This window comes from Sorangium sp. So ce128 (genome assembly GCF_051525245.1).
Lineage (GTDB): Bacteria > Myxococcota_A > Polyangia > Polyangiales > Polyangiaceae > Sorangium > Sorangium cellulosum_B.
In genome coordinates, this window is sequence record NZ_CP150313.1 from 5,242,653 (window position 1) to 5,266,451 (window position 23,799).

Sequence of the window (23,799 nt, forward strand, 5' to 3'; positions counted from 1 at the left end):
GGCCTGTCAGAAGAGCGACGGCGGGCGGCGGCGCGGCGGAGATTCAAGAAGCGTTGGCGGGGTGGACGGGACTCGAACCCGCGGCCTCCGGCGTGACAGGCCGGCGTTATAACCAACTTAACTACCACCCCAGACGTCAGGGATACGACCGCTCGGCGAGCGCCGAGCCAGCTCGGCTTTGCTTCCCATGAGCAAGCTCGCCATGAGCCAGACCTCCTCGCCTGGCCTGCACCGAGCGATGCAAGCCAACCGAGGGAGGCTCAGGCGAGCATCGACTCAGATGACAGGGAAGAAAGCTGGCGGGGTGGACGGGACTCGAACCCGCGGCCTCCGGCGTGACAGGCCGGCGTTATAACCAACTTAACTACCACCCCAGACTGACATCACTACAGATCACCCAGGCCCCTAGACCCAGGAAGTGGGCGGGACAGGGGTCGAACCTGCGACCATCGGCTTGTAAGGCCGACGCTCTGCCGCTGAGCTACCCGCCCCGTCGGAGAGGTGCGCGACTGTACTCGCCGAACGGAGTCCGTCAAGATTTATTTCTCGCGGCCTCCGTCCCTGGCTGATCGAGCCCGCGCCTGCCCTTCGATCTCCGTGGCTTTCGCCGCGCGCCGCCGCACGCGCCCGCACCGGTCCCGCCGCCACCCTCGCGATCCGCGTCCGCGCCTCGCGTCGCTCGTTTGCTGCGATTGCAAGCGCTGTCACGAACGCGCCGGGCGGACGTGCGAACAGAGCTGTTGGATCGTGTGACAACCTGACTCATCGACACACTTCCAGCGTAAATTTCCCATGTGTCCGCGCTACGCTGTGCGTCAGCGGCGCCAGCCGCGTGTACGCGTAGTGGAGGAGCAAGCAACGTATGGCGGAGAAGATCGGCATCCTCGTCGGCTGGGAACAGTCGTTCCCCCAGGCCTTCCTCGAGAGGTGCAACAAGGTGCCGGGCATCCGGGCGGAGATCGCGAAGCTCGGCGGGACGCCCGAGCGGTTCGAGAGCCCGTACCGGGTGCTCATCGACCGGATCAGCCAGGAGGTGAAGCACTACCGCTTCTACTTGAAGGCCGCCGCGCTCGGCGGGGCGTTCGTGATCAACGACCCGTTCTGGTGGAGCGCGGACGACAAGTTCTTCGGCTACTCGCTGGCGTCGCAGATCGGCATCGCGACGCCGCGCACCGTCATGCTGCCCCAGCGCGACTACATCCCGGCGATCGTCAAGGAGCGCAGCCTCCGCAACCTCGAGTATCCGCTCAACTGGGAGGCGATCATCGACTACGTGCGCTTCCCGGCCATCCTCAAGCCCGCGGACGGCGGCGGGTGGAAGGACGTGTCGGTGGTGCGGAGCCAGGAGGAGCTGCTCGCCGCCTACAACGCCTCGGGGCAGAACGTCATGACCCTGCAGGAGTTCATCGACTTCGACGACTACGTCCGCTGCATCTGCGTCGGGAAGGATCGCATCCTCCCGATCCAGTACGACCCCAGGGCGATCGGCCCCACGGGGCTCCGCGGCTGCTACGTGCAGCATGAGAACGAGCGGTGGCTCCCGAAGGCGCTGCACGACCGGGTCATCGAGGACGCGATCAAGATCAACAAGGCGCTCGGCTACGACATGAACTCGATCGAGTTCGCGATCCGCGACGGCGTCCCGTACGCGATCGATTTCACGAACCCGGCGCCGGACATGCACATCGAGCACCTGCGGGAGCGGTACTTCAACATCGCCGTCGACTGGATGGTCGCGTTCGCCGTGGAGTGCTCGAGAGGCGACCGGCGGACGAGGGACGGCTACGCGTGGTCGAGGCTCGTCCGGCCCTCCGTGGGCAAGGTTCGGCTCGGGGCCTCGTCATGACCGCCGTCGAGGGGCTCCTCGACGGCCAGTTCACGCTGGGCATCGAGGAGGAGTTCCAGATCGTCGACGCGGAGACGCGCGAGCTGCGCTCGTACGTGAGCCAGCTGCTCGAGGGGGGGCAGGGCCACGAGCTGCTGCGCGGCCGGGCCCGCCCGGAGATGCACCAGTCGGTCGTGGAGACGGGCACCGGCGTCTGCCGGGACATCCGGCAGGCGAGGGGAGAGCTCGCCGAGCTGCGCGGCAGCCTGAACGCGCTCGCGCGGCGAGGGGGGATGCGGATCGTCGCGGCCGGGACGCACCCGTTCAGCGACTGGAAGAAGCAGGACATCACCGACGGCGAGCGCTACCGGTGCATCGTGGAGGACCTGCAGGACGTCGCCCGCGCCAACCTCATCTTCGGGCTGCACGTCCACGTCGGCGTCAAGGACCGCGAGGTGGCGATGGCCCTCGCGAACCAGGTCCGCTACTTCCTCCCGCACATCCTCGCGCTCTCCACGAGCTCGCCGTTCTGGCTCGGCCGCCCCTCGGGGCTGAAGAGCACGCGCAGCGAGATCTTCAAGCGCTTCCCGCGCACCGGGATCCCGGGGCTCTTCGAGTCGTACGGCCACTTCCAGCGCTTCGTCGATCTGCTCGTGAAGACGGGCTGCATCGACAACGCGAAGAAGATCTGGTGGGACGTCCGCCCGCACCCGTTCTTCGACACGGTCGAGGTGAGGATCTGCGACATGACCACGCGCCTCGACGACACCGTGGCGCTGGCCGCACTCGTCCAGGCCGTCATGGGCAAGCTCTACCTCCTCTACCGGCGCAACCTCGGGTTCCGCGAGTACCGGCAGGAGCTCATCGAGGAGAACAAGTGGCGCGCCGTCCGCTACGGCCTCGACGGGCAGCTCATCGACTTCGGGAAGCAGGAGCAGGTCCCCGTCCGCCACCTCGTCGACGAGCTCCTCGAGTTCGTGCAGGAGTCGGCGGAGATCTTCGGATCGCAGGGCGAGCTCGAGCGGGTCCGGAGGATCCTCCACGAAGGGACGAGCGCGGATCGCCAGCTCACGGTCTACGCCCGGACGAAGAGCTTCCACGCCGTGGTCGACGACCTGATCGAGCAGTCGAGCCTCGGCCTGTGAGGCCCCGAGCTGCCCGGCGGCGGAGGCCGCCGTGGGGAGGCAGCGCGCCGGGAGGAGCCCTCCTCCCGGCGCGCGGGCGGCTCCCGCGGAGGCGCTCGGCGGGGCAGGGGCGGCGGGGCGGCGGGGTGCATCGAGAGGCGGCCGCCGGCCGAGGCGCGCCTCCGTGCGAGAATTTCTGCTCGCGCTCCGGCTCTGCTACCGTGCGGCCGTGGGAAACGCTCCGCATCGCTGCGTCGCAGCTCTCTCGGTGGGCTGGCTGCTCGCGCTGTCCGTCACCGCGGGCGCCGCGGGTTGCGCGTCGACCGAGTACGTCAACGAAGGTCCCGGGCAGCCGACGCCGCGGGCATCCGGCTCGCTGCCTCCCGGATCGGTGGGCGTCTGCAAGCAGCCGCTCACGAAGCGGCCGCCCATCGTGAGCGAGGAGCTCTGGGCGCACGCGAAGCCGTGCACGTCGCGCACGCCGCCCTCGACCATCCGGCTCGGCTACGCGAAGGACGGCTCCGCGGGCGCCGATCCGGAGACGGAGCAGCTGGTCGAGAAGGTGCTGGCGGCGCTCGCCGAAGGGACGAAGCCCGACGGCGGGAACAACCAGGTCACGGGCGCGATCCGCGCGGTCCGCTCCTACGCGGCGAGGAAGGACGAGCTGCGCGCCCGGATCGCGCGGGACTCGGCCTCGGATCAGGCGTGCGACGTGACCTACCTGCTCAACACGATGTCCGCCGCGCGGGGCAAGCTGTCCGGAGGCGACGCCTGCACCGCGGAGGTGTTCGACCCGGAGACGCGCGCCGACGCGTGCCTCTTCGACACGAAGCGGCCCGAGGGGCTCTGGCTGTCGAGCGGCTGGTCCTGCATGACGTTCACCGGGGCGCTCGGGAACGAGGCGTCCTGCCATCAGCTCTGCGGTTACGACGACTACTGCGCGCGGCAGGTGTACTGCGCCGCAGGCGACGTCAACCTGCTGCTCTGCGCGCTCGGCGTCTGCCTGCCGGAGCCGTCCGCCGGCATCAAGTGACGGCCGCGCGGAGCTAGTCCGCGCTAGTCCGCGAGAAGCGCGCTCAGCCGCTCGAGGACGCCGCGGAGCAGCTCGCGCGCGCCGCGAAGGAGCGCGCGCACGTCGCGAAGGGCGTCATGGACCTCGCCGGGCACGGGCAGAAGGCCCGCGCGGGCGGCGAGCGCCGCCCCCGAGACGAGCAGCAGGACCACGACCAAGGCGAGGAAGATGCGGCGGGGCCACCGCCGCCGTCGGCGGGGCGCCGGCGTCATCAGGGCCGGAGGCGCGGACTTGACCGGCAGCTTGCGGCTGGAGGGCGGCGGGAAGGAGGACTTGGGCGGCGGCTCGTCGAGAGAGACGGGGAGGATGCCGGCGAACGTGGCCGGCAGCGGCGTGTTCCCGGCGGGCGGCCGCTTGCTGCTGCGCGGCTCGCCTCGCCGCCCGGACGTGGAGCGGAGCTCCCCCCGCGACGACAAGCGGCTGTCCGCGAGCTGGATCGCCGTCGCGAGCTTCTTCCGGCGCTCGGTCACGGCGTCCCCGAGCGTCTCGCGGACGAAGCGACCGACGTCGCCGTCCGTGACCGAGGCGCCGAGAGAGATCGCGATCTGGTCGAGCGTTCGCTGGAACGACGCGCAGTCGCTCCAGCGGTCCGCCGGATCCTTGGCCAGCGCGCGCTCGATCGCCAGCGCGAGATCGAAGGGGACGTCCGGCACGAGCTCGCGGATGGGGACGGGGGCGAAGCGAATGATGTTCTCCATCGTCTTCGCGTCCGTCTTGCCGCGGAACGGGTGGTAGCCGCTGAGGGTCGTGTAGAGGAGGACCCCGAGCGAGAAGATGTCGGCGCGCCGATCGACCTTGCCCGACGTGAGCTGCTCCGGCGAGAGGTACGGGATCTTGCCCTTGAGCTGGCCGGCGACGTGCGTCTCGTGCAGGCGGCCCGTGGCCTTGGCGACGCCGAAGTCGACGATCTTCACGATGCCGTCGAACGACACCATCACGTTCTGCGGGGAGATGTCGCGGTGCACGAGGTCGACGAGCCTGCCCTCGTCGTCGCGCAGCTCGTGCGCGGCGTGCAGGCCGGCGCAGATGCTCGAGGCGATGCGCAGGAGGATCGGCAGGGGGACGCCGCCGGTCGATTTCACCTGCTTGTTCAGCGAGGCGATCGTGTCGCCGTCGACCCACTCCATGACGATGTAGAGCACGCCGTTCTCGTCGCCGAGCTCGACGATCTCGACCGCGTGGGGGTGCCGGATGCGGGACGCGAGGCGCGCCTCGTCGAGGAACATCGCCTCGAAGGCCGGGTCGTCGCCGAACTCCGGCAGCATCGTCTTGATGGCGACGATCTTCTGGAAGCCGCGGGATCCCACGAGGCGCGCCGCCCAGACGGCCGCCATCCCTCCACGGGCGACCGGCATGAGGAGCTCGTAGCGGCCCAGCGTGTCTCCAGGCTTGAGGTCCGACAGGATCTGCACGCGGTGGTCCTACTAGATGGGGAGGCGGAGTTTGGAGGGGTAGGGCTCGAGTGCCACCGTTACGTTCGTGGAGGCCCGTAGCCTCGACGTCTGCCGGAGCGACGCAGCGCCATCGCGCCTGCACGTCACGAAGGAGGTCCCGCAAAGCCAGGGTGCCACGAAGCGTATACGGACCTCAAGCTCGGGGGCGAAGGCGCTTCGGAGGGACGCATCGCTGCGGAGGGTAGGCGAGCGCGGCCCGAAGAGAGGGCGCGGCGAGCGCGGCCGGGGCGATCGATGTGGCGCGCGAGGAGATCGGAACGGATGCGAACCGATGGGAACCGACGGGAACCGCGTGCGGCGAAAGGGAATGATTCGTTGCGTGTAAAGACGCGTGTAAAAGTGCGCGTAAAGGTGCGAAAAGTGCGCCAGCTCGCGTTGAAGACGCGGGCGCTGGAGTCGTGATACACGGTGAGCGACCTGCTCGACGAGGCCTCATGGAAGCCAATTTGCGCCCGATCCCGCCGCCGCACGACGAAGACAACGAAGACGTGCACTGGGCGCTGTCGACCGCGACCGCGCTGTGGGGGCGCGGGGAGCGCGATGAGGCCCTGAAATGGCTGCGCCGCGCCGCGGAGCAGGCCTCGGATGCCAACGCCGACCTGCGCGCCCTCGAGCTCTTCAAGGCCGCCGCGGAGGTGGCGCAGAAGATCGCGGCGCTCGAGGCGGATACGGCCACGGCCTCGCAGCCCACGACCGCGAGCGCGCCGCCGAATGCGGCCGCGAGCGCGCCTCCCCAGGCGTCCGGCGCGCCTCCCGCGATGGCGAGCGCGGCGCCGCCCAGGCCGAGCGCGCCGGGGGCATTGGCGCGACCGTCGCATCCGCCGGGCGTGGAGGCAGGACGAGCCGAGCGCGGCGGCGCGGGCACGAGCGCGCCGCCCGCCGCGATGCGGGCGCCTTCGGTCCGCGCGCCTGCCGGCGATGCGCCGACAGGGCCGATCACGTCCGCGGCGGCGACGTTCCGCGACGGCGCCGTGCCCAGGCCCGCGACGGGGCTGGGCCGGCCGGCGTCGGTGGTGCCGGGGCGCGCCCCTGGGCCGGTGAGCGCAGCGGCCCTGCGCGAGGTGACCCCGACCCAGCTGTCGCCGGCGGCGCGCACGCCAAGCCACGCGCCAGGGCTCCCGGCGCGCCCTGCCGCGGCGACGAAGACCGGCGCCCCGCCTGGCGCGGCCGCCTCGGCGGCCGGATCGCCTGGCCGCCCTGTCCCGGCGAACGCGCGTGCGATCACCGGCTTCGCGGCGTCGCCCCACGGGAGGGTGTCGTCGACCACCGCGGTGACCGAGGAGGTCCCAGCGGTCAAGCTCCCGGCGGCGGGTGCGCTCGCTGGCCAGGAGCCGGGGCAGGGCGCGTCGGACGCCGCGCGCGAGAGTGCCAGCGGGGAGCAGCAGCTGGCCGACGCAGATCCTCCGGCCGATCAGCGCGCGACGGTGCCGACGCCGACGGCCATGGCCGCGGCGTTGGCGCGGCGGCCGGCGGTCCCGCTCGGCGCGGGCTCTTCGCAGGAGGCGACAGAGCGGCGCCCGGGGCTCTGGCCGAGCACGGACGATGAGGGCACCGCGCGCCGCCCCCTGACCCCGCAGGAGCAGCGGGTGCTGATGGAGCTCCGGATCGAGGATCTGGACGAGGAGACGCCGATGCTCGCCCTGGAGCAGCTGGCGGGCGACGGCAAGCCGCCCGCTGCCGCACCGGAGGCGGGCGACGCGTCCGACGATCGCGCCGACTGGACCGAGGCCGAGCCGGATGAAGCCGACGCTGGCATCGCCTCTGCGGATCACCAGGGAGATCCGACCTTGGCGGGGAAGCCCTCGGACGCGATGCAGGGCCAGGGCGCGGAGGAGGCGGCGTCCTGGTCGCAGGGAGCCCTCACGGACGATCGTGGGGGCTCGTCGGAGGACTCGCCGTGGAACGATTCGCCGTACGAAGGGGAATGGCAGGCGCCTCCGCCGCGGCTTCCCGCGTCGCAGATCGAGCCGCTGCCGGCGCTGCGGATCGCGGTGATCGGCATCTCGAGCGCCGGGGAGCTCCGGCTCGTCCCGATGGACGGAAGGAACGCTCCGCCACGGGGCGCGGCGCTCGGGATCCTCGTCCCGCTGAGCCCCGGGGACGGCGAGACGATCGCGCGGCTGCTCCAGCTGCGCAGCTGAGCTGCCGCGGCGCCGCGGGGACACGTTCGGCAAGAAGTGGGGCATCCCGCGCATCGACGGTAGCCTCGGGGGATGCATGACGAACGGACAGCCCCGAAGCGGATCCGCGTGACAGGACTGCAGGAGGCCCAGCTGCCGGCGCTCGTAGCGCTCGAGCAGGCCTGTACGGCGTCGCACCGCGAGGCTGGCGCTGGGGTTGGGGTCTCGGAGATCGAGGCGCGGACGCTCGCCGATCTCGCCGCGCTGACGCGGCGGCACGACGTGCGCGTGGCAGAAGCGGACGACGAGGTAGCCGGCTACCTGGCGTGGCGTGACGAGGCGCCTGGGGTCGCAGTCCTGGAGGAGCTCTCGGTGCACCCGGACCACCAGCGATGCGGCATCGGGACGCGGCTGCTCGCGGACCTCCAGGATCGAGCGCGCGAGCTCGGCATGGATCAGGTCGTCGTACGCTCCAGGGAGAAGGCGGGCTGGGCCCAGGCTTTCTACGAGAAGAAGGGCTTCGAGCCGCTCGGCGAGGGCGCGCCCGCGAAGGTCCACGCGTGGTGGAGCGAGCAGGAGGCCTCCGGGAGCCCGCCGGCCCGAGCCGGCGAGGTCATCCTGTGGGCGGCCATTCCGCCGCAACGCCCTGAAGCGCCGGACGAGGGCGACGAGCGCAGCGAGAGCTGAACCCGGCCGGGCGGACCGTTCGCTCGGGGCCGTCGTGGGCCGGCGGGCGCCCGGGCGAAGGAGCGCGGTTGCCGAAGCGCGCGACGGCTCGGCCGGGGTTCGCCTGGCTGCGCTCGCGCCAGCCGTGGGGCCCGGAAAACCGACAGGGGGCGCGAGTTGACATAATGTTTCTTATGCGATCCAAGGCCGGTGCTGCGGGCAGGGGAGATCGGCTCGATTTCACGAGCAAATTCATGCACCTGAGGGCCGATCGGGGCCGCGGCGGTCGCCGCCATCGCCGCAACCTGGGTCAGTCGGCTTCGCCCGCGGCAACCTGGGTCGGCTGCGCCGGTCGCCGCCGTCGGTCGCCGCAACCTGGGTCGGTCGGCCTGCCGCCGTCGCCGCAACCTGGGTCGGTCGGCCTCGCCCGCGGTCGCCGCCACCCCTGGCTCTGCCCGCCACGAGACCTGGCCGGAGGCACCACTCCGGAGCCCCGCAACGCGCCTCAAGGCGTCACGTCGTCCGCAACGCCCCTCGCGCCCTTCGGCCCGCCAGCATCGAGCCGCCGCGCCTCAGTCTGTACGTGTGTTCAGCCCTTCGGAACCGGGGGCGTCTCGACGTCGAGGCTCAGCAGCGAGCCGCCGTTCGTCAGGACGAACGCACGCCGCCCGTACGCCGCCGGCGTCATCGCGATGCCGCCGCCGGTCTCGATGCCGTCGATCACGGCCCCGTCCAGCGGAGAGAACAGGAAGATCCCGTAGCGCGTGGTCGTCACCAGCAGCGCCCCCGAGAACGGCACGGGGGCCGAGATGCCGCCGTCAGGCAGGTCCCGGCGCCAGATCGTGCGGCCATCCTCCGGATCGAGCGCCCACAGGCCGGTCATGCCGGAGGACGCAAGCAGCACCTTCCGCGCGGGCACGATCGGACCGCCTCCGCTCCGGGGCTGGTGCGCAGGCTGCTCCCACAGGAGAAGCTCGGTCACGCCGACCGCCGTCTCGTTCATCCAGGCCCGGGTCCCGTTCTCTGCGTCGAGCGCGAAGACCCCGCCCGCGTAACCCGCCACGAAGACCACATCGCCCGAGGCGATCTTCCCGAGGACCGGCGTGGTGTCCGTGTCGAGGTACTTCGGCGTCTGGCCGCCAGCGCTCTGCTCGGCCTCGGCAGCCAGGTCGACGAGCGCCCACTGCTCGGACCCGTCCTTGAGGTCGTAGGCCATCACGACCCCGTCCGAGAACGCGGTGTAGACCTTGTCCCGGCCGAGCGCCGGCCCCGCGTGCCCGGAGATCTCCATCCCGCCCGCCGGCGTCCTGTGCTGGTGCCAGCGCATCGCCCCCGTCGCCGCGTCGAGCGCGATCAGCGTGTCGTTCGAGTTCGTCACGTAGAGCACGCCGTCGCGCAACACCGGCCGCCGCGCGACCTTCGCGTTGGTCATGAAGCGGTAGAGCAGCGCGCCGTCGGACGCGCGCACCTTGTAGAGCGCGCCATCGTCCGAGCCGAAATAGACCGTGTCCGACGCGGCGTCGTAGAGCGGCTCGCACTGCACCGGGCCGAGCGTCTCGAAGCGCCAGAGGACGTCGCTCGTGTCCGCGCGCAGCGCATACAGCCCGTGATCGCTCGATCCGACGAAGACGCGCCGGTGCGCCACGTCGATCTCGGGGCGGCCGCGCTCGTAGGCCTCGCCGACCTTGCGCGTCTCGGCGGTGAGCTCGCGGCGCATGGTGATGCCGAGTGCGCCGCCCGGGTGGTGCAGCCAGAGCGGCGCATCGGGCGCCGCAGCGACGCCCAGGTTGCCGCAGCCGCTCAGCGGCGCGAGCCCCAGCCAGACGAGCGCGACGCCCGCTGCGCGGCTAGTGCGGCGCATCGCCCGCCTTCTTCTCCGCGTTCTCACGCGCCCGGCGGAGCAGCTGCTCGATCTCCTCCGGCGTCATCGACTGGCCCTTCGGACCTCCGAACGCGGCGCGCGGCGGCACGGCGGCCGGATCGATCTTGCGCAGCATCTCCTCGACGACCGCCTCGAGGAACTGGAACGGGCGGCCCTCCGTCGACGGCGCCTGGAGCTTCTCGTGCGCGCTCTTGAGCAGCTCCTTCGCCTTGTCGGTGTCGCCCTTGGCCAGGTGGAGCCGCGCCTGGTGGTACAGCGCGAGCTCCTTGTAGCCCTTCATGTCGATCGCCTCGAGCTCCTTGAACGACGCGAGCGCGCCGTCGAGATCACCCTTGCCCTCGCGGGCGAAGGCGATGCCCTCGATGGCGCGCCCCTTCACGTCGGGATCGGCCCCGGCCAGCGGCGACGAGACCACGACGCTGTACGCGTCCAGCGCGTGCGCGTAGTCCTTCTTGTCGAGCAGCACCCCGGCCTGCCCGAGCTTCGCCAGCGTCGCCGCCCCGGTGCCGGCGTGCTCGTCGATGACCTTGTTGTACTCGGCGAGCGCGGTGGCCGACCGCTCGTCCGCGGTCTTGAAGGTCCTCGTGACGTCGAGCTCCTTCTCCTCCTCGGTGCGCGTGTCCTCGGCGAGCACCCTGCCCCGATCCGCGGCGACGGCCGAGACGAGCGCCGACGAAGAGACGGCGTCCTTCTTCTCGACCCGCGACAGGTAGAACAGCACGCCGCCGGTCGCGACGAGCGCCGCCAGCACGCCCCACTGGAGGATGTGGAAGTTCGCCTTGATCCACCGGCCAGCGCCGCTGCTCATCCGGCTGAGCGCGTCCTCGACCATCTCGCCCGGCAGCAGCTGGACCGGGCGGCGCCCCTCGGCCTGCTCCCTGCGGCGAGCGAGCAGCTCCTTCGCGCGGGCGTTCTTGTCCCTGGGCAGCTCCTCGCCGATCGCCTTCTTCTTGCGACGGCGCGCCGTGGCCTCGTCGCGGCGGCGGGCCGCGCGGTTCGGCGCCGCCTCGGCCGCCTCTTCGCCCGCCGCCTCCGGCGCGGGAGCCTCCTCCGCCTCGCCGACGCCGAGCGCGTCGGCCACGCGCTGCGCGGCCTCGTCGTTGCCGTCGCCGCCGCCGGCGTCCTTCACCGGAGCGCCGCGCGGCGGCCTCGCCGGGGCCGCCTCCGCGGCCCCGTCCTCGTCGCCATCGCTCCGCGTGGCGACATCGCCGTCGCTCCGCGCGGATTTCTCTTCGGCCTGCTCTCGGTCCTTGTCCGACACGCGGCGGACTCTAGTCTCGCGGCCTGCGGCGTCAATCTGGCCGGTGAGCGGCGGGCGCTTCGTCGTCCGAGCGCGGCGGCGCCCCGGCCTCCCCGGGCGACCAGGGCGCAGGCGGCGGGGGCGGGATCTCGTCGCTCAGCGGGACGACCGCGCACGCGGACACCTCGACGTTCTGGGTCGCGTACACCACGAAATCGCCGTAATTGCCGGCCTGCGCGCCCGCCGCGGGCGGCAGCGTCGCGAACGCCTCGGTCGGCTCGCTCCCCGGCGGGATCGCGAGCGTGACCGCGCGCTGCGGATCGAGCTCCGGCGCGCTGGCCGGGACGAGCGACGCGCCGTCCCGCTTCGGCGGGCGCCAGCCACGCGTGGGCCTGCCGAACCGCACCTCGCCGGGGCGGCCGTCGTCGGTCCGCGCGCGGCAGAGGACGCGCACGCCCTTGCCGTTGCCGGCCTTCGGGATCACGACGCCGAGGCCCACCCCGCTCTTCGCGAAGCGGCGCAGGCGGCCGAGATCGCGCTCGCGCGGCCCGCCGAGGAGGTCGAGGATGTCGGCCCGGAGCGCGAGCCCGAGCCCCCCCGGCAGCGGATCGGGCGTGCCGAGCATGCGCAGGAGCGGCGCCCGGAGCTCGGGGCCGGCGCCGAGCTTCACGAGGGCCTCCGCGATCGCGACCCGCGCGGTCTGGTACGGCTCCTGGCTCAGCCGCTCCGCGAGCGCCGGCCGCGCGGCGTCCTCGCCGATCGCCGCGAGCGCGGCCGCGGCGTACGGGCGGAGCCGCACGTCGCCGAGCGCCGCGATGAGCGGCGGCAGCGCCGCCTTCACCCGGATCTTGGCGAGCGCGTCCACGATCTCGCGCGCCCGCTCGAACGAGGTCACCTCGCCCGCGTCGGCGCCGCTGTCCTGCTCGGGGCCGCGGACCACCTGCCGCAGCCACGCCACGAGCACGTCGTCGCCGCGGCGATCGCCCGACTCCGCCAGCGCGAGCGCCGCGAGGCGCCGCCACTTGCGATCGCGATCGACGACGAGATCGCGGGTGAGCGGCGCGCCCTCGCCGAGCCGCGTGAGCGAGAGCGCCGCCCAGCGCCGCACCTCGTCGTCCTCGTCGCGCACGAGCGCGAGGCGCAGCGAGGGCGCCGCCTCGGAGCGGCGCAGATCGAACAGCACCTCGCCCGCCTTGCGCCGGATGGCCACGTCCGCGTCGTCGAGCAGCGCCGCGACCTCGACGACCGCGTCGGCGTCGCCCGCGATGCCGCGGCGGAGCGCGTCGGGCCAGCCCTTGCCCTCCTGCCGGAGGCCGCGGACCTCGTAACGCCCGTGCGACGCCTCGATCGCGCGCAGCTCCGACCGCATCGCGGCGAGCTCCGCCGGGCGCAGCGCGGAGATGTCTTCCTGCTGGCGCGGATCGGTCGCCACGTCGTAGAGCGCGCACGCGCCGATCTTGCGCGCGCAGACGAGCCGCAGCGTGCCCTTGGCGAGCAGCGTCTGCGTGTCCGTCTCGGCGAACGCGAAGCCCGGGAGCGAGGGCGGCCCGCCCGGCGGGGCCGCCTTGCCCTGCTCCGCCGCCTCGTCGCCGGAGGCGAGCAGCGGCCCGAGGTCGGCGCCGCGCACGCGCGCCGGCCTCGGGATGCCGAGCCCCGCGAGCACCGTTGGCAGGAGATCGACGAGCTGCACCGGCGCCCGGACCACGCGCGGCGAGAGCAGGCCGGGCGCGCTCACGAGGAGCGGCACGCGCGCCTGCTCCTCGTACACGGTCGTGCCGTGGTAGCGACCGCCGTGCTCGCCGAACTCCTCGCCGTGATCGGCCGTGACGATCACGACGGCGTCCGGGCGCCCCTTGCGGACCTCGTCCACGATCGCGCCCACCCCCGCGTCCGCCACGGCGATCTCCGCGTCGTAGCGGTCGATGTCGCGGTCGCCGAGCGGGTGCTCCGGGTGCGCCTCGTACGGCTCGTGCGGCTCGAAGAGGTGCACCCACATGAACGCGCGCTGCTCCGGCCCGAGCCCGGCGAGGTAGCCCCGCACCTGCTCCAGCCGGAGCTCTGCGCTCGCGAACTCGACCTTCCGGTACTCGAAGTCGAGCGCCCGATCGCGCAGCGCGCCGAAGCGCTCGCCGTCGATGAAGAACACCGCCGGCGGATAGAAGCCCGCCGTCTTGTAGCCGTAGCGGCGGAGGTGTTGCGCGAAGGTCTCGGAGTCGTCCCCGAGCCCTTGCAGCACGAGCGGGCGGATGTACTTGCCCGTCATGAGCGACGACACCGCGTACGACGTGTGCGGCGTCGGCGTGTACGCCGCGTCGAAGCGCACGCCCTCGGCCGCGAGGCGATCGAGGTTCGGGGTGATCTTCCTGTCGTAGCCGTACGCCCCCACGTGGTCGGCGCGCAGGGCGTCGACGCTGATCAGCACGATGTCGCGCCCCCGCAGATCGATGGCGTGCCCGCTCGCGCGCTCGTCGAGCGGCGCGGCGTCGAGCGGCTCGGGCGGCGACAGCACGGCGGCGAGCTCGACCACGTGGCCGAGCAGCGGGCTGTGCGTCGCGTAGATCAGCCGGATGTTGTCCGCCAGCGCGAGCCTGTCCGCGGCGCCGGGCGCGAGCGCCGCGCCGAACGCGAAGAGGACGAGCGCGAGCGCCGCGCGCACCAGCCTGGGCGAGCGCCGCCCGTGCAGGTCCCCCAGGCGAGCCGCGCGCGCAGGCAGCGCCGGCGTCGCGAAGGTCGCCGCCGCGAGGGTGAGCGCCGCGAGCCCCAGGTGGAAGGCGGCGTAGAGGCGCGGCAAGACGCGCACGTTCGCGACCTCGAGCAGGACGATCGCGCAGATCGCCGCAAGGAGGAGCCACCTGCCGGAGGCCGCGGCGCGCGCTCGCTTCAGGGCGCGCGCGGCGCGCGGCGCCGCAGCGAACGTCGCCGCGGCGGCGACGAGCGCGAGCGCCGCGATGAAGGGCGCGCGCCGGCCGCCCTCGAGCATGCGCCCCGTCGAGACCCCGAAGGCCACCGCGCCGCCGAACGCGCCCGCGATCAGCGCGGCCGCGGCGCGGAACGCCTTGCGCTCGGCGCGCATGACGATCTCGAGCACCGCGCCGAGGACGGCGGCGCACGGCGCCGCGGCCGAGAGCGCGAGCGGCAGGAGGTCGCGCAGGGCGCGGCCGAGCTCGTAGGGCCCGAGGAGCTCTCGCCACCGCCAGACGCCGACGACCAGGAGCTCGGCGAGCGCGAGCGCCGCGATCGCGAGGTAGGCGTCCGCCATGCGCCACCCGATCTCCGTCTCCAGCTTCCTCGGAGGCGCGTCGGAGTTCCCGCTCGGGAACGTGGCGCGGCTCGGCGCGGGCGCCGGCGTGGACGGGCGCGCCGGCCCGGCCTGCGGGCGCGGCGCCGCCGGGGCCCGGTGGCCGGCCGGCCCCGGCATGACGCCGGCGATCCCCTCCCCGGCGGCCGTCGTGTCAGGCCGGCTCCCCAGGAGGGGCCGCCCGGAGGGCGCGGGCCCCCCAGGAGGCCGGCTGGCGCCCCCATGGCCCCGCGGGCGCATCGGAGCGGCCCCGTTGCGCTCGGTCATGCGTAGGAGACTTCGAGGATCTCGTACGTGCGCGGCCCGGCGGGCATGTTCACGCGGACCTCCTCGCCGACCTCATGGCCGAGCAGCGCGCGCGCGAGCGGCGAGGCGATGGAGATGCGCCCGACCTTGAGATCGGCCTCCTCGGGCCCGACGATCTGGAAGCTCTGCTCCTCGTCCGTGTCCACGTTCGCGAGCTTGACCTTGGCGCCGAACTGGACCTTGCTGCCGCTCAGCTTCGACGGATCGATCACCTCGGCGCGCGAGAGCGTCTGCTCGAGGTAGCTGATGCGGGCGACGATCATGCCCTGCCGCTCCTTGGCGGCGTGGTACTCGGCGTTCTCGGAGAGATCGCCGTGCTCCCGGGCCGTCCCGATGTCCTTGACGACCTGCGGCAGGTCGATCTCTTTCAGCCGTCGCATCTCTTCGCGGAGCCGCGCTTGTCCCTCGGGCGTCATCGGTACTTTCTCGGACATGGTGGGACGCTTTTAGCATGGCTCCCGGCCGGGAGACGACGGCCCTAGGCGCGCCAATCGCCCGAGGCGCCAGGCGCCCGGACCGCAGCGCGTGCCCCGCCGCCTTCGCCTAGCCGCGCCAGCGAACGATCTTCCGCGGCGGCCGCCGCGCATGGGCGTCCGCTGACTTGGTCGCGCTCCGGACGAGGGCCGCCGCCGTCCTGGAGAGCTCCTCGGGATGCGGTCCGCCGTGCGGGACGGCCGCGGCGTCCACCGTCGCCGTGGCCGCGCCGGTCGCCTCGGCGATCCGCACCTCGACCGGGACGTCCGCGTCCGGGAGCCGCACGAGGCCCCGGTACACGAACTCCCCTGGCGCATCTCCGGCGTCGGCCTGCTCCAGCACGTAGCGAGCGCCGGAGGACGGCCGTCCGACGGCCTGCGTCACAGCTGCGGCCCCGCGGGGGCGCGGCCCGACGCCGCCTTCTTGGCAGGCGTGCCGCGCGGCCCGCCCATCTCGTCGAGGAACCGGCGCGCGGTCACGGCGAACGGGCCGCCCCAGTCCCGGATGACCGACTCGAACACGGCGCGCGCCTCGTCGGGCTTCTTCATCTTGAGGAGCGTCTCGCCCTTGAGGACGAGCGCCTCCGGATCGAGCCCGGAGCCCGGGAAGGTCCGCAGCGCGTAGTCGATCCGGGCGAGGGCCGCGTCGAACGCGTCTTCCTTGAGGTAGTAGCGCGCGACGTAGAGCTCGTGGCGCACGAGCCGCCCCGTCACGACCTCGAGCATGTAAGCCGCGTCCTCGCGGTACCGGCTGCGCGGGTACTGCCGGAGGAACGTCCGGATCTCCTTGTAGGCCTCGAGCGTGGTCGCCTGATCGCGCTCCTCGGCCGGCGGCAGGAACACCGTGTCGTCGATGTCCAGGTAGAGCGCCTTCGCCATCCGGTACTTCGCGTACTCGACATTCCGGTCCGTCCGGTGCTCCTGGATGAACGCGCGGTACTCCGAGATCGCCTCCGGGTACTTTCCCTGCTCGAAATCGAGGTCCGCGATCCTGAGATCGGCGAGCCGGGCGTAGCGGCTGTAAGGGAAGAGCCGCTTCACCTCGCCGAAGAGGGCGCGAGCGTCCTCCCAGTCCTTGGCCTGGAAGGCGGCCATCGCCTCGTTGTACGCGGCGCGCGCGTCCTCGGTGTACGTGAGGGTCGCGGTGCGGCCGTCGTTGAGCTCGAAATCGCAGCCCGCGAGCGCGCCGAGGACAGCGAGGCACCCGGCGAGGGCGAGGACAGCGGCGGAGGGTCTCATCGAGCAGGCCTCGTACCCAATCCGGCGCCGGCGCGCCAGGGCTTCCGCCGTGGGGCCGGGCCTGTGCTCCTTCGCTCCCCGCATCGTGGCGCACGGCTGAGCTGGGGTATGGTCGGCCCATGCCCGCTTCCTCTCCGCCGCCCGCCCCAGCGGCCACCGCCCCGCCCGGAGGCGCCGCCGCGCCCACCGTGCTCGTGGTGGACGACGAGCGCAACATCCGCCGCACCCTCGCGCTGGTGCTGCAGGGCGAGGGCTACCAGGTCGCGGAGGCCCCGAGCGCCGAGGCGGCGCTGGAGCTGCTCGCGCACGGCGACAGCCCCGTCGACCTCGCCCTTGTCGACCTGCTCCTGCCCGGCATGAACGGCCTCGACCTCCTCCAGCGCGTGCGCCAGGACGACGCCACCCGCGAGCTCCCGGTGATCGTGATCAGCGGCCACGCGACCGTCAACGACGCGGTGAAGGCGATCAAGCTCGGCGCCAGCGACTTCTTCGAGAAGCCGCTGAACCGCGAGCGCGTCCTCGTGGGCGTGAAGAACGCGCTGCAGAACTCACGGCTCGCTCGCGAGGTCGAGGATCTCAAGGCGCAGGTGCAGGCGCGCTACGAGATGATCGGCCAGAGCGCGGCGATGCAGCGGCTGTTCAAGGAGATCGACCGCGTCGCGCCCACGAAGGCGAGCGTGCTCATCACGGGCGAGAGCGGCACGGGCAAGGAGCTCGTCAGCCGCGCCATCCACCGGCTGTCGCCGCGGGCGCGGGGCCCCTTCGTCCGGGTCAACTGCGCCGCGATCCCGCGCGAGCTCATCGAGAGCGAGCTCTTCGGCCACGAGCGCGGCGCGTTCACCGGGGCGAGCGGACCGAAGCGGGGCTTCTTCGAGCAGGCCCACGGCGGCACGCTGTTCCTCGACGAGATCGGCGACATGGACCTCGCCGCCCAGGCCAAGGTGCTGCGCGCGCTGCAGTCGGGCGAGATCTGCCGCGTCGGCAGCGAGCACAGCCGGTACGTCGACGTCCGCGTGCTCGCCGCGACGAACAAGGACCTCTCTCGCGAGGTCGCCGCGCTGCGCTTCCGCGAGGACCTCTTCTTCCGCCTCGCCGTGTTCCCCATCAAGAGCCCGGCGCTGCGCGACCGCATGGAGGACCTGCGCGCGCTCGCCGACGCGTTCATGGCGGCGTTCTGCAACGAGAACGGCCTCAAGCAGAAGGCCATCGATCCGGTGGTCTACGCCGCGCTCGAGCGCCGGAGCTGGCCGGGCAACGTCCGCGAGCTCAAGAACGTGATCGAGCGCGCCGCGATCCTCTCGGGCGATGTCGTCACGATCGCCGATCTCCCGGAGGATCCGCACGAGAACCCGTTCGAGGACGACGCGCAGGGGGCCGCCGGTGACAGCGCGGCGGCGCCCCACGCCCCCGTCGCGGCCGAGCCGCCCGCGGGCGCGGCCCGCCACGAGCCGGAGCGCCCTCGCCTCACGCTCCGCGAGTTCCGCGATCGGGCCGAGCGCCGGTACATCGTCGAGGTGCTGGCCAGCCTCGACTGGAACATCTCGCGCGCGGCCGTTCTGCTCGGCGTCGAGCGCACGAACCTCCACAAGAAGATCCGCACGTACGGCATCAAGCGAGGTGAGGCGCCGTAGGCGAGGCCTGCACGTCCCGCCTACGCGGCCCCCTCGAGCGCCCTGCGGACGGCGCGGAGGAGCGACTCGGCCGTGAAGGGCTTCCCCAGCACCGCGGCGCCTGGCCGGACGGCAAGCGGGCCGTCGAGGGCGTCGCCCGTGTAGCCGGACATGAAGAGCACCTTCATGTCCGGCCTGAGCTTCACGAGGCGAGCGGCGAGCTCGCCGCCGGACATCTCGGGCATCAGCACGTCGGTGAGCAGGAGGTCGACGCGCCCGCGCTGCGCCTCGCAGACGCGCAGCGCCTCGCGCGGCCCGCGCGCCGTCAGCGTCGTGTAGCCGTTCTGCCCCAGGATCCGGCTCGCGAGCGTGACCACCGCGTCCTCGTCGTCGGTGACGAGCACCGTCCCGCCCTCGCCCGGGCGCGGCGCGGCGCGGCGCGGATGTATCGCGCGCGCTCGCCGCGAGGACGCCCCGCGCGCGGAGAGCGGCAGGTAGATCTCGACGCGCGTGCCCTGCCCGGGCCGGGAGGCGAGCTCGATGTGGCCGTGCCACTGCTTGACGATCCCGTACACGGTGGCGAGCCCGAGGCCGGTCCCCTTCCCCCTCGGCTTCGTCGTGAAGAACGGCTCGAAGGCGCGCGTCCGCACGTCGTCGCACATCCCGCTGCCGGTGTCGCTCACGACGAGGCGCGCGTACCGGCCGGGCGGGACCGCCGGGTGCGCGTCGCGCAGGCTCCCCGCAGCGCCGACGCGGACCGCGCGCGCCTCGATCGACAGCCGGCCGCCGCCTTGCATCGCGTCGCGCGCGTTCAGCGCGAGGTTCATCACCACCTGCTCGAGCTGCCCCGCGTCCGCCAGCACCCGGCAGGCCGACGGACCGAGCGCGATCGCGAGATCGATGCTGTCGCCGACGGCGGCGCGGAGCGCGCCGTCCATGCCGCGCACGACGTCCCGCAGATCCAGCACGACCGGCTGCGCGAGCCCCCGCCGGCTCACCGTGAGCAGCTGCCGCGTCAGCGACGCGGCCCGCTGCGCGGCGCGCTTGATCTCGGCGAGATCCTTCTGCACCGGGCTCTGCTCGTCGAGCTCCTCTATCACCAGGCTCGTGTAGTTCAGGATGATCGCGAGCAGGTTGTTGTAGTCGTGGGCGATCCCGCCCGCGAGCCGCCCCACCGCTTCCATCTTCTGCGCCTGGCCGAGCCCTTCCGAGAGCTCGCGCCGGCGCTCGTCGGTGCAGCGCGCGGAGGAGAGATCGACGATGGCCCCGACCACGAGCCGCTCGCCGCGCGCTTCCGCGATGGTCTCGGTCCTCATCACCCGGACCGCCGATCCATCGCGGCGGGTGAGGAAGCCCTCGACCGCGCCGGCCGACGGCGGCGTCGCGCCGGCCTCGCCCCCGCCGAGGTGGAGATCGCCCGCCGCGAGCGCCTCCTCCCGCGAGCCATAGCCGAGCAGCCGGGCGAGCACCTCGTTGCAGTCGACGAGGCGGCCGTCGGGCGCGGCGACGTAGAGCCCCGCCGGCGAGCAAGCCGCGAGCAGCGGGCTGTGCGCCACCGGATCCCTCGACGATCGTCCGCTGCTCATCGACGCATGGCCGTGGAGAAACGTTCCGTCGGAGGGACATCTCCGACAACCAGAACTGAAGCGCGGACTCTCCGTCTTTGCAACGTCGTTCACACCGGCCGCACCGCGAACGTCACTGCAGGGCGGCGCGGCGAGCCGCGCAGCGTGGACGGTGTCTCGTTCTCCACTTCTCTCTTCTCCCCTTCTCCCGTTCGCTATTCCCCTTCGCTATCCCCCTTCGCTATCCCCCTTCTCTATTGCATCGAACTGGCCTAGACCGCGCCGGGGCTCGAGCGAGCCCGCTGGAGCGCTCCATGTTCTTCCTCGACAGCTCGAACCCGGCCGAGATCAAGGAGCTCTTCTCCTGGGGCGTGCTCGCCGGCGTGACCACGAACCCGCTCATCCTCGCGCGCGACGCGGGCTGCGTCGATCTCGAGCGGCGCATCCGCGAGGTGCTCGCGGCGTCGGCGGGGCCCGTGTCGGTCGAGCTGACGAGCGAGGACGAGGCGGCGATGCTCGACGAGGCCCGCGGCTATCACGCGTGGGCGCCCGAGCGGATCTGCGTCAAGGTGCCGTTCAGCGACGTCGGCCTCAAGGTGACGCACGCCCTCGCGAAGCGCGGCGTGCGCACCAACGTCACGTGCGTGATGAGCTTCAACCAGGCGTACCTCGCGGCGCTCGCCGGCGGCGCGTACGTCTCGATCTTCAGCGGGCGCATCCGCGACATGGGCTACGCCGCGACCCCGGTCATCGAGCGCACGCGCGCGAGGCTCGAGCGCGAGCGGCTGGGCGCCGAGATCATCGTCGGCTCGATCCGCCACCTCATGGACGTGAACGAGGCGCTCGACGCCGGCGCGCACATCGTGACCGTGCCTCCCGCCATCTTGCGGAAGATGCTCCACAACCCGAAGACCGAGGAGACGATCCGCGAATTCAACGCCGCCTGGGAGAAGCGTGCTAAGTAGCCGCGCGTGAACGCCGAGCCCGGCCACGCGCGAGGAGACGGGGAAGACGGGGAGGGCCGCGAAGACCGCGGGCCGCGCCCTCTCGGTAACGGGGACGCCCCGGGTCGACGCTCGCCGCCCCGCGCCGCGCCGGAGGCCTTCGCCGGGCGCAAGTACGCGGTCGAAGAGGTGAACCGGGCCCTCGTCGCCGTCGCCGGCCGGCCGCGGACGGTGCTCGACGTCGGCTGCGGGATCGGGCTCAACGGCGCCGCCGTCAAGCGCACGGGCGCGCGCGTGACAGGGATCGATATCGCGCCCGGCTCGCTCGCGCGCGCCGGCGCGGCGCTCGACGAGGTCCTCGCCGCCGACATCACGAGCGACGCCGCCGTGCGCGAGGCGCTCGGCGACCGGCGCTTCGACCTGCTCCTGTTCGCCGACGTCCTCGAGCACACGACCGACCCGCTCGCCGTGCTCTGCCGCTTCCTGCCCCACCTCGAGGAGGACGGCCACGTCATCATCTCGCTCCCCAACGTCGCGGCCTGGCCGGTGCGCCTCGGCCTGCTCGCCGGCCGGTTCGACTACGAGCCGAGCGGCATCCTGGACGACACGCACCTCCGCTTCTTCACCCGCGCGTCGGCGGTCCGGCTCATCGAGCGCGCCGGGCTCGAGGTGCTCCGCGTCGAGCAGAACCCGATGCTCGTCCGGGCCGCCAAGGGGCTCATCCTCCGCGGCCTCGGCGCAGGAGACGACCCCGGCGATCTCGCGAGCTCGCTCCCCTACAAGGCGTATCACGCGCTCGTCCGCCCGCTGGAGGACGTGGTCGCCGATCGCGCGCCCGGCCTCCTCGCGTTCCAGCACGTGATCGTCGCCAGGAAGCCGCCGCGCCCGCGCCGGATGCGGCTCACCGTCGGCATGCTGACCATGGATGAAGAGGAGAGCGTCGGCGCCATGATCGGCGAGATCAGGAAGGCGGCGCCCGACGCGGAGATCCTCTGCGTCGACAGCTCCACGCGGGACAGGACCCCCGAGATCGCGGCCGGCCTCGGCGCGCGCGTGCTCCGGCAGGTGCCGCCCCGCGGCCACGGGCCGGCCATGGAGCTCCTCATGTACAGCGCCGCCGCCCGGAGCGATCTGCTCATCTACCTCGATTGCGACTTCACCTATCCGGCCGAGAACATCCCCGTGCTCAGGCGCCTCATCGAGGAGGAGGGCGCCGACGTGGTGAACTGCGCGCGCACCCGCACGAGGCCGGCGGCCATGCCGGTCCCGAACTACATCGCCAACCGCGCCTTTGCCGCCATGACACACGCGATGCATGGCATCCCGACATCTGACGTCCACAGCGGAATGCGCGCCTACCGCTGCTCGGTGATTCGCGCGTTCGATTTCGACGGTGAGGGCGACGCGTTGCCCATCGACACGCTGCTGTTCCCTGCGAAGTGCGGCTATCGCGTGGTGGAGCTGCCCATCGAGTACAACGAGCGCGTCGGCACCTCGAAGCTGCGCAAGCTGGCCGGCACGGTGTGGACCATGATTCGCCTGCTGCGCGCGCTCCCCGTCGGCGCCCGGCTCGGCGACCGCTACGAGCGCCGCTAGGCGTCACGCCGCGCGGCGACGCGAACGAAGCGCGCCGGGCTCATCGGCGTGTGACGTGAATGTGGCGTTAGCGACGCGGCGCGGCGTCACCTCGACCGCGTGGTCATCGCATTGCCGCCGCTTATACTCCGCACCTTGCGACACCAGAGGAGGCAAGAGATGCGGTTTCTGAAGGGTTTTTGCGTATTAGGTGTGTCCGCGCTGATGGGCGCGGCGGCGGGCGCTGGGTGCGGGGGTGACGACGCCGGCGAGACGAGCTCGAGCTCGAGCTCGAGCTCAGCGGGAGGGACCGGCGGCGGGGCTCCAGGCGACTGCTCGCCGACGAACCCGGTCTGCACGGCTGTCGCTTCCGAGTGCATTGCCGTCCACGACAATCAGGGCGCGACGAAGTTCGGTCTGCGGATGGCGCAGCTGACGATCACGAAGCCCGACGTACTCGCGGTCGGCTATATCGCCCGCCTCGTCGCCGAGGGCCTGACGATGAATCTGCCCGTGTGCAACTTGAATGGCACCGGGACCTTTTCCTGGTTGCTCGAGTTCGACACGGCGACCGGCAAGCTGCGCACCGGCGGCGCGATGCCCACCAGCGACCCGCTCGCGGGCTACTGCTTCGCCAACATGTCTGCTGGCGAGTTCGAGATCGCGCCGAAGGAGCTCGACGCCCCCCTGACCGACGGCGCGTGGAGCGGCGCGTCCGACATCCTGAACGTCCCGATCTTCCTGGACACGGGCGCGGGAGACGCGGCCGCCGAGCCGATCGTCCTGCCCATGCACCAGGTGCAGCTCACCGACGCGAAGGTGTCGGCGGACAACAACTGCATCGGACGGTACAACCGCGAGGGGCTCAACCCGATGGAGGCCTGCCTCCCCGGCCCGGACGGCGATCCCCCTGCGTTCATCAACGGCGGCAAGCTCACCGCGTTCATCACGCTGGAGGAGGTCGACCGGGTGATCATCCCCGGGATCGAGCAGAGCCTCTGTGTCGTGCTCTCGGGCGATATTGGAGAGTACGGCACCGGTGAGACGCCCAATACGTGCAAGCGCGACGAGAACGGCGAGATCGTGCTGAAGGGCGACTGGTGCAGCGCGACGAACTCGGCCGCGACGGACGAGTGCGCCGACGCCTATGCGCTCGGCGGCGAGTATGCCGCGAGCGCCGTCAAGATTACCGGTCTCTGTCCCCAGTAGCGCTTGCGGGCGGCTCTCCGGGGAGCGTACGATCTGTCGTGGCGTCCTGAAGCCCGCGCCCAGCGGGCGCGGCGCTGCGGGTCGTGCTCCCCCGGAGGGTTCCTTATGCCCCGCGTCATCACGCATTTCTCCGCCATCCTTGTTCTCCTCGTCATCGCCGGATGTGCCGCTTCGGGAGGCGGGTGCGCCGGCTGTGG

The 23,799-nt window shown here is 72.4% G+C and carries 17 protein-coding genes and 3 tRNA genes; 9 read left to right on the forward strand and 11 right to left on the reverse strand.

The annotated features are described in order from the left end of the window. Positions 1 to 54: 54 nt before the first annotated feature. The 3 genes from WME82_RS19925 to WME82_RS19935 form a co-directional block, all read right to left on the reverse strand. A tRNA-Asp gene (locus tag WME82_RS19925) sits at positions 55 to 131 on the reverse strand. Between the two features lie 166 nt (positions 132 to 297). Beyond that, positions 298 to 374 (reverse strand) — tRNA-Asp (locus tag WME82_RS19930). A 45-nt stretch (positions 375 to 419) separates the two neighbouring features. After that, positions 420 to 491 (reverse strand) — tRNA-Val (locus tag WME82_RS19935). 371 nt (positions 492 to 862) lie between these two features. Here WME82_RS19935 and WME82_RS19940 point away from each other — a divergent pair. The 3 genes from WME82_RS19940 (at position 863) to WME82_RS19950 (ending at position 3,982) form a co-directional block, all read left to right on the forward strand. Further along, a complete protein-coding gene (locus tag WME82_RS19940) occupies positions 863 to 1,846 on the forward strand; it encodes an ATP-grasp domain-containing protein (RefSeq protein WP_437873003.1) in 984 nt (327 codons plus the stop codon). Beyond that, a complete protein-coding gene (locus tag WME82_RS19945; protein ID WP_438044127.1) occupies positions 1,843 to 2,970 on the forward strand; it encodes a carboxylate-amine ligase in 1,128 nt (375 codons plus the stop codon). Before WME82_RS19940 ends, WME82_RS19945 begins: the two co-directional genes overlap by 4 nt. Positions 2,971 to 3,133: 163 nt before the next feature. After that, positions 3,134 to 3,982, forward strand: coding sequence for a hypothetical protein (locus tag WME82_RS19950; protein WP_012236218.1), 849 nt, complete (start codon positions 3,134 to 3,136; stop codon positions 3,980 to 3,982). A gap of 23 nt (positions 3,983 to 4,005) precedes the next feature. Here the strand turns inward: WME82_RS19950 and WME82_RS19955 are convergent, their stop codons facing one another. Beyond that, positions 4,006 to 5,433: a serine/threonine protein kinase gene (locus WME82_RS19955; protein WP_437747088.1), complete on the reverse strand. Its 1,428-nt coding sequence runs from the start codon at positions 5,431 to 5,433 to the stop codon at positions 4,006 to 4,008. 476 nt (positions 5,434 to 5,909) lie between these two features. On the opposite strand from WME82_RS19955, the gene WME82_RS19960 reads away from it, so the two are divergent. After that, positions 5,910 to 7,616, forward strand: a complete 1,707-nt coding sequence (locus WME82_RS19960; RefSeq protein WP_438044128.1) for a hypothetical protein — start codon at positions 5,910 to 5,912, stop codon at positions 7,614 to 7,616. Between the two features lie 72 nt (positions 7,617 to 7,688). After that, positions 7,689 to 8,282 carry a GNAT family N-acetyltransferase gene (locus tag WME82_RS19965; RefSeq protein ID WP_438044129.1) on the forward strand — a complete coding sequence of 198 codons (594 nt, stop codon included), beginning with the start codon at positions 7,689 to 7,691 and terminating at the stop codon, positions 8,280 to 8,282. Positions 8,283 to 8,850: 568 nt separating this feature from the next. Here the strand turns inward: WME82_RS19965 and WME82_RS19970 are convergent. The 6 genes from WME82_RS19970 to WME82_RS19995 form a co-directional block, all read right to left on the reverse strand. Next, entirely contained in the window at positions 8,851 to 10,122 is a 1,272-nt protein-coding gene (locus tag WME82_RS19970; protein ID WP_438044130.1) for an outer membrane protein assembly factor BamB family protein, read from the reverse strand. Next, positions 10,109 to 11,404: a tetratricopeptide repeat protein gene (locus WME82_RS19975; protein ID WP_438044131.1), complete on the reverse strand. Its 1,296-nt coding sequence runs from the start codon at positions 11,402 to 11,404 to the stop codon at positions 10,109 to 10,111. Before WME82_RS19975 ends, WME82_RS19970 begins: the two co-directional genes overlap by 14 nt. Positions 11,405 to 11,435: 31 nt before the next feature. Continuing rightward, positions 11,436 to 14,801 carry a sulfatase-like hydrolase/transferase gene (locus WME82_RS19980; protein ID WP_438044132.1) on the reverse strand — a complete coding sequence of 1,122 codons (3,366 nt, stop codon included), beginning with the start codon at positions 14,799 to 14,801 and terminating at the stop codon, positions 11,436 to 11,438. Positions 14,802 to 14,944: 143 nt separating this feature from the next. Further along, the gene (greA, locus tag WME82_RS19985) at positions 14,945 to 15,421 is read right to left on the reverse strand and encodes a transcription elongation factor GreA (protein WP_012236225.1); all 477 of its coding nucleotides are present in this window, start codon (positions 15,419 to 15,421) and stop codon (positions 14,945 to 14,947) included. Between the two features lie 109 nt (positions 15,422 to 15,530). Next, the gene (locus WME82_RS19990; RefSeq protein ID WP_438044133.1) at positions 15,531 to 15,845 is read right to left on the reverse strand and encodes a hypothetical protein; all 315 of its coding nucleotides are present in this window, start codon (positions 15,843 to 15,845) and stop codon (positions 15,531 to 15,533) included. After that, positions 15,842 to 16,699, reverse strand: coding sequence for an outer membrane protein assembly factor BamD (locus tag WME82_RS19995; protein ID WP_438044134.1), 858 nt, complete (start codon positions 16,697 to 16,699; stop codon positions 15,842 to 15,844). Before WME82_RS19995 ends, WME82_RS19990 begins: the two co-directional genes overlap by 4 nt. A gap of 119 nt (positions 16,700 to 16,818) precedes the next feature. On the opposite strand from WME82_RS19995, the gene WME82_RS20000 reads away from it, so the two are divergent. Beyond that, positions 16,819 to 18,330, forward strand: a complete 1,512-nt coding sequence (locus WME82_RS20000) for a sigma-54-dependent transcriptional regulator (protein ID WP_438044135.1) — start codon at positions 16,819 to 16,821, stop codon at positions 18,328 to 18,330. Positions 18,331 to 18,350: 20 nt separating this feature from the next. On the opposite strand, the gene WME82_RS20005 is transcribed toward WME82_RS20000, so the two are convergent. After that, complete coding sequence (locus tag WME82_RS20005; RefSeq protein WP_438044136.1) at positions 18,351 to 19,895, reverse strand: ATP-binding protein; 1,545 nt, start codon at positions 19,893 to 19,895, stop codon at positions 18,351 to 18,353. Between the two features lie 293 nt (positions 19,896 to 20,188). Between WME82_RS20005 and WME82_RS20010 the strand changes: the two genes are divergently transcribed. The 3 genes from WME82_RS20010 to WME82_RS20020 all read left to right on the forward strand — a co-directional run bounded on the left by WME82_RS20010 (position 20,189) and on the right by WME82_RS20020 (position 23,602). Beyond that, positions 20,189 to 20,839: a transaldolase family protein gene (locus WME82_RS20010; RefSeq protein ID WP_437747098.1), complete on the forward strand. Its 651-nt coding sequence runs from the start codon at positions 20,189 to 20,191 to the stop codon at positions 20,837 to 20,839. 6 nt (positions 20,840 to 20,845) lie between these two features. Further along, complete coding sequence (locus WME82_RS20015; RefSeq protein WP_437747099.1) at positions 20,846 to 22,414, forward strand: methyltransferase domain-containing protein; 1,569 nt, start codon at positions 20,846 to 20,848, stop codon at positions 22,412 to 22,414. Positions 22,415 to 22,573: 159 nt separating this feature from the next. After that, on the forward strand, positions 22,574 to 23,602 hold the full coding sequence (locus tag WME82_RS20020) for a hypothetical protein (RefSeq protein WP_438044137.1): 1,029 nt from the start codon (positions 22,574 to 22,576) through the stop codon (positions 23,600 to 23,602). Positions 23,603 to 23,799 lie beyond the last annotated feature (197 nt).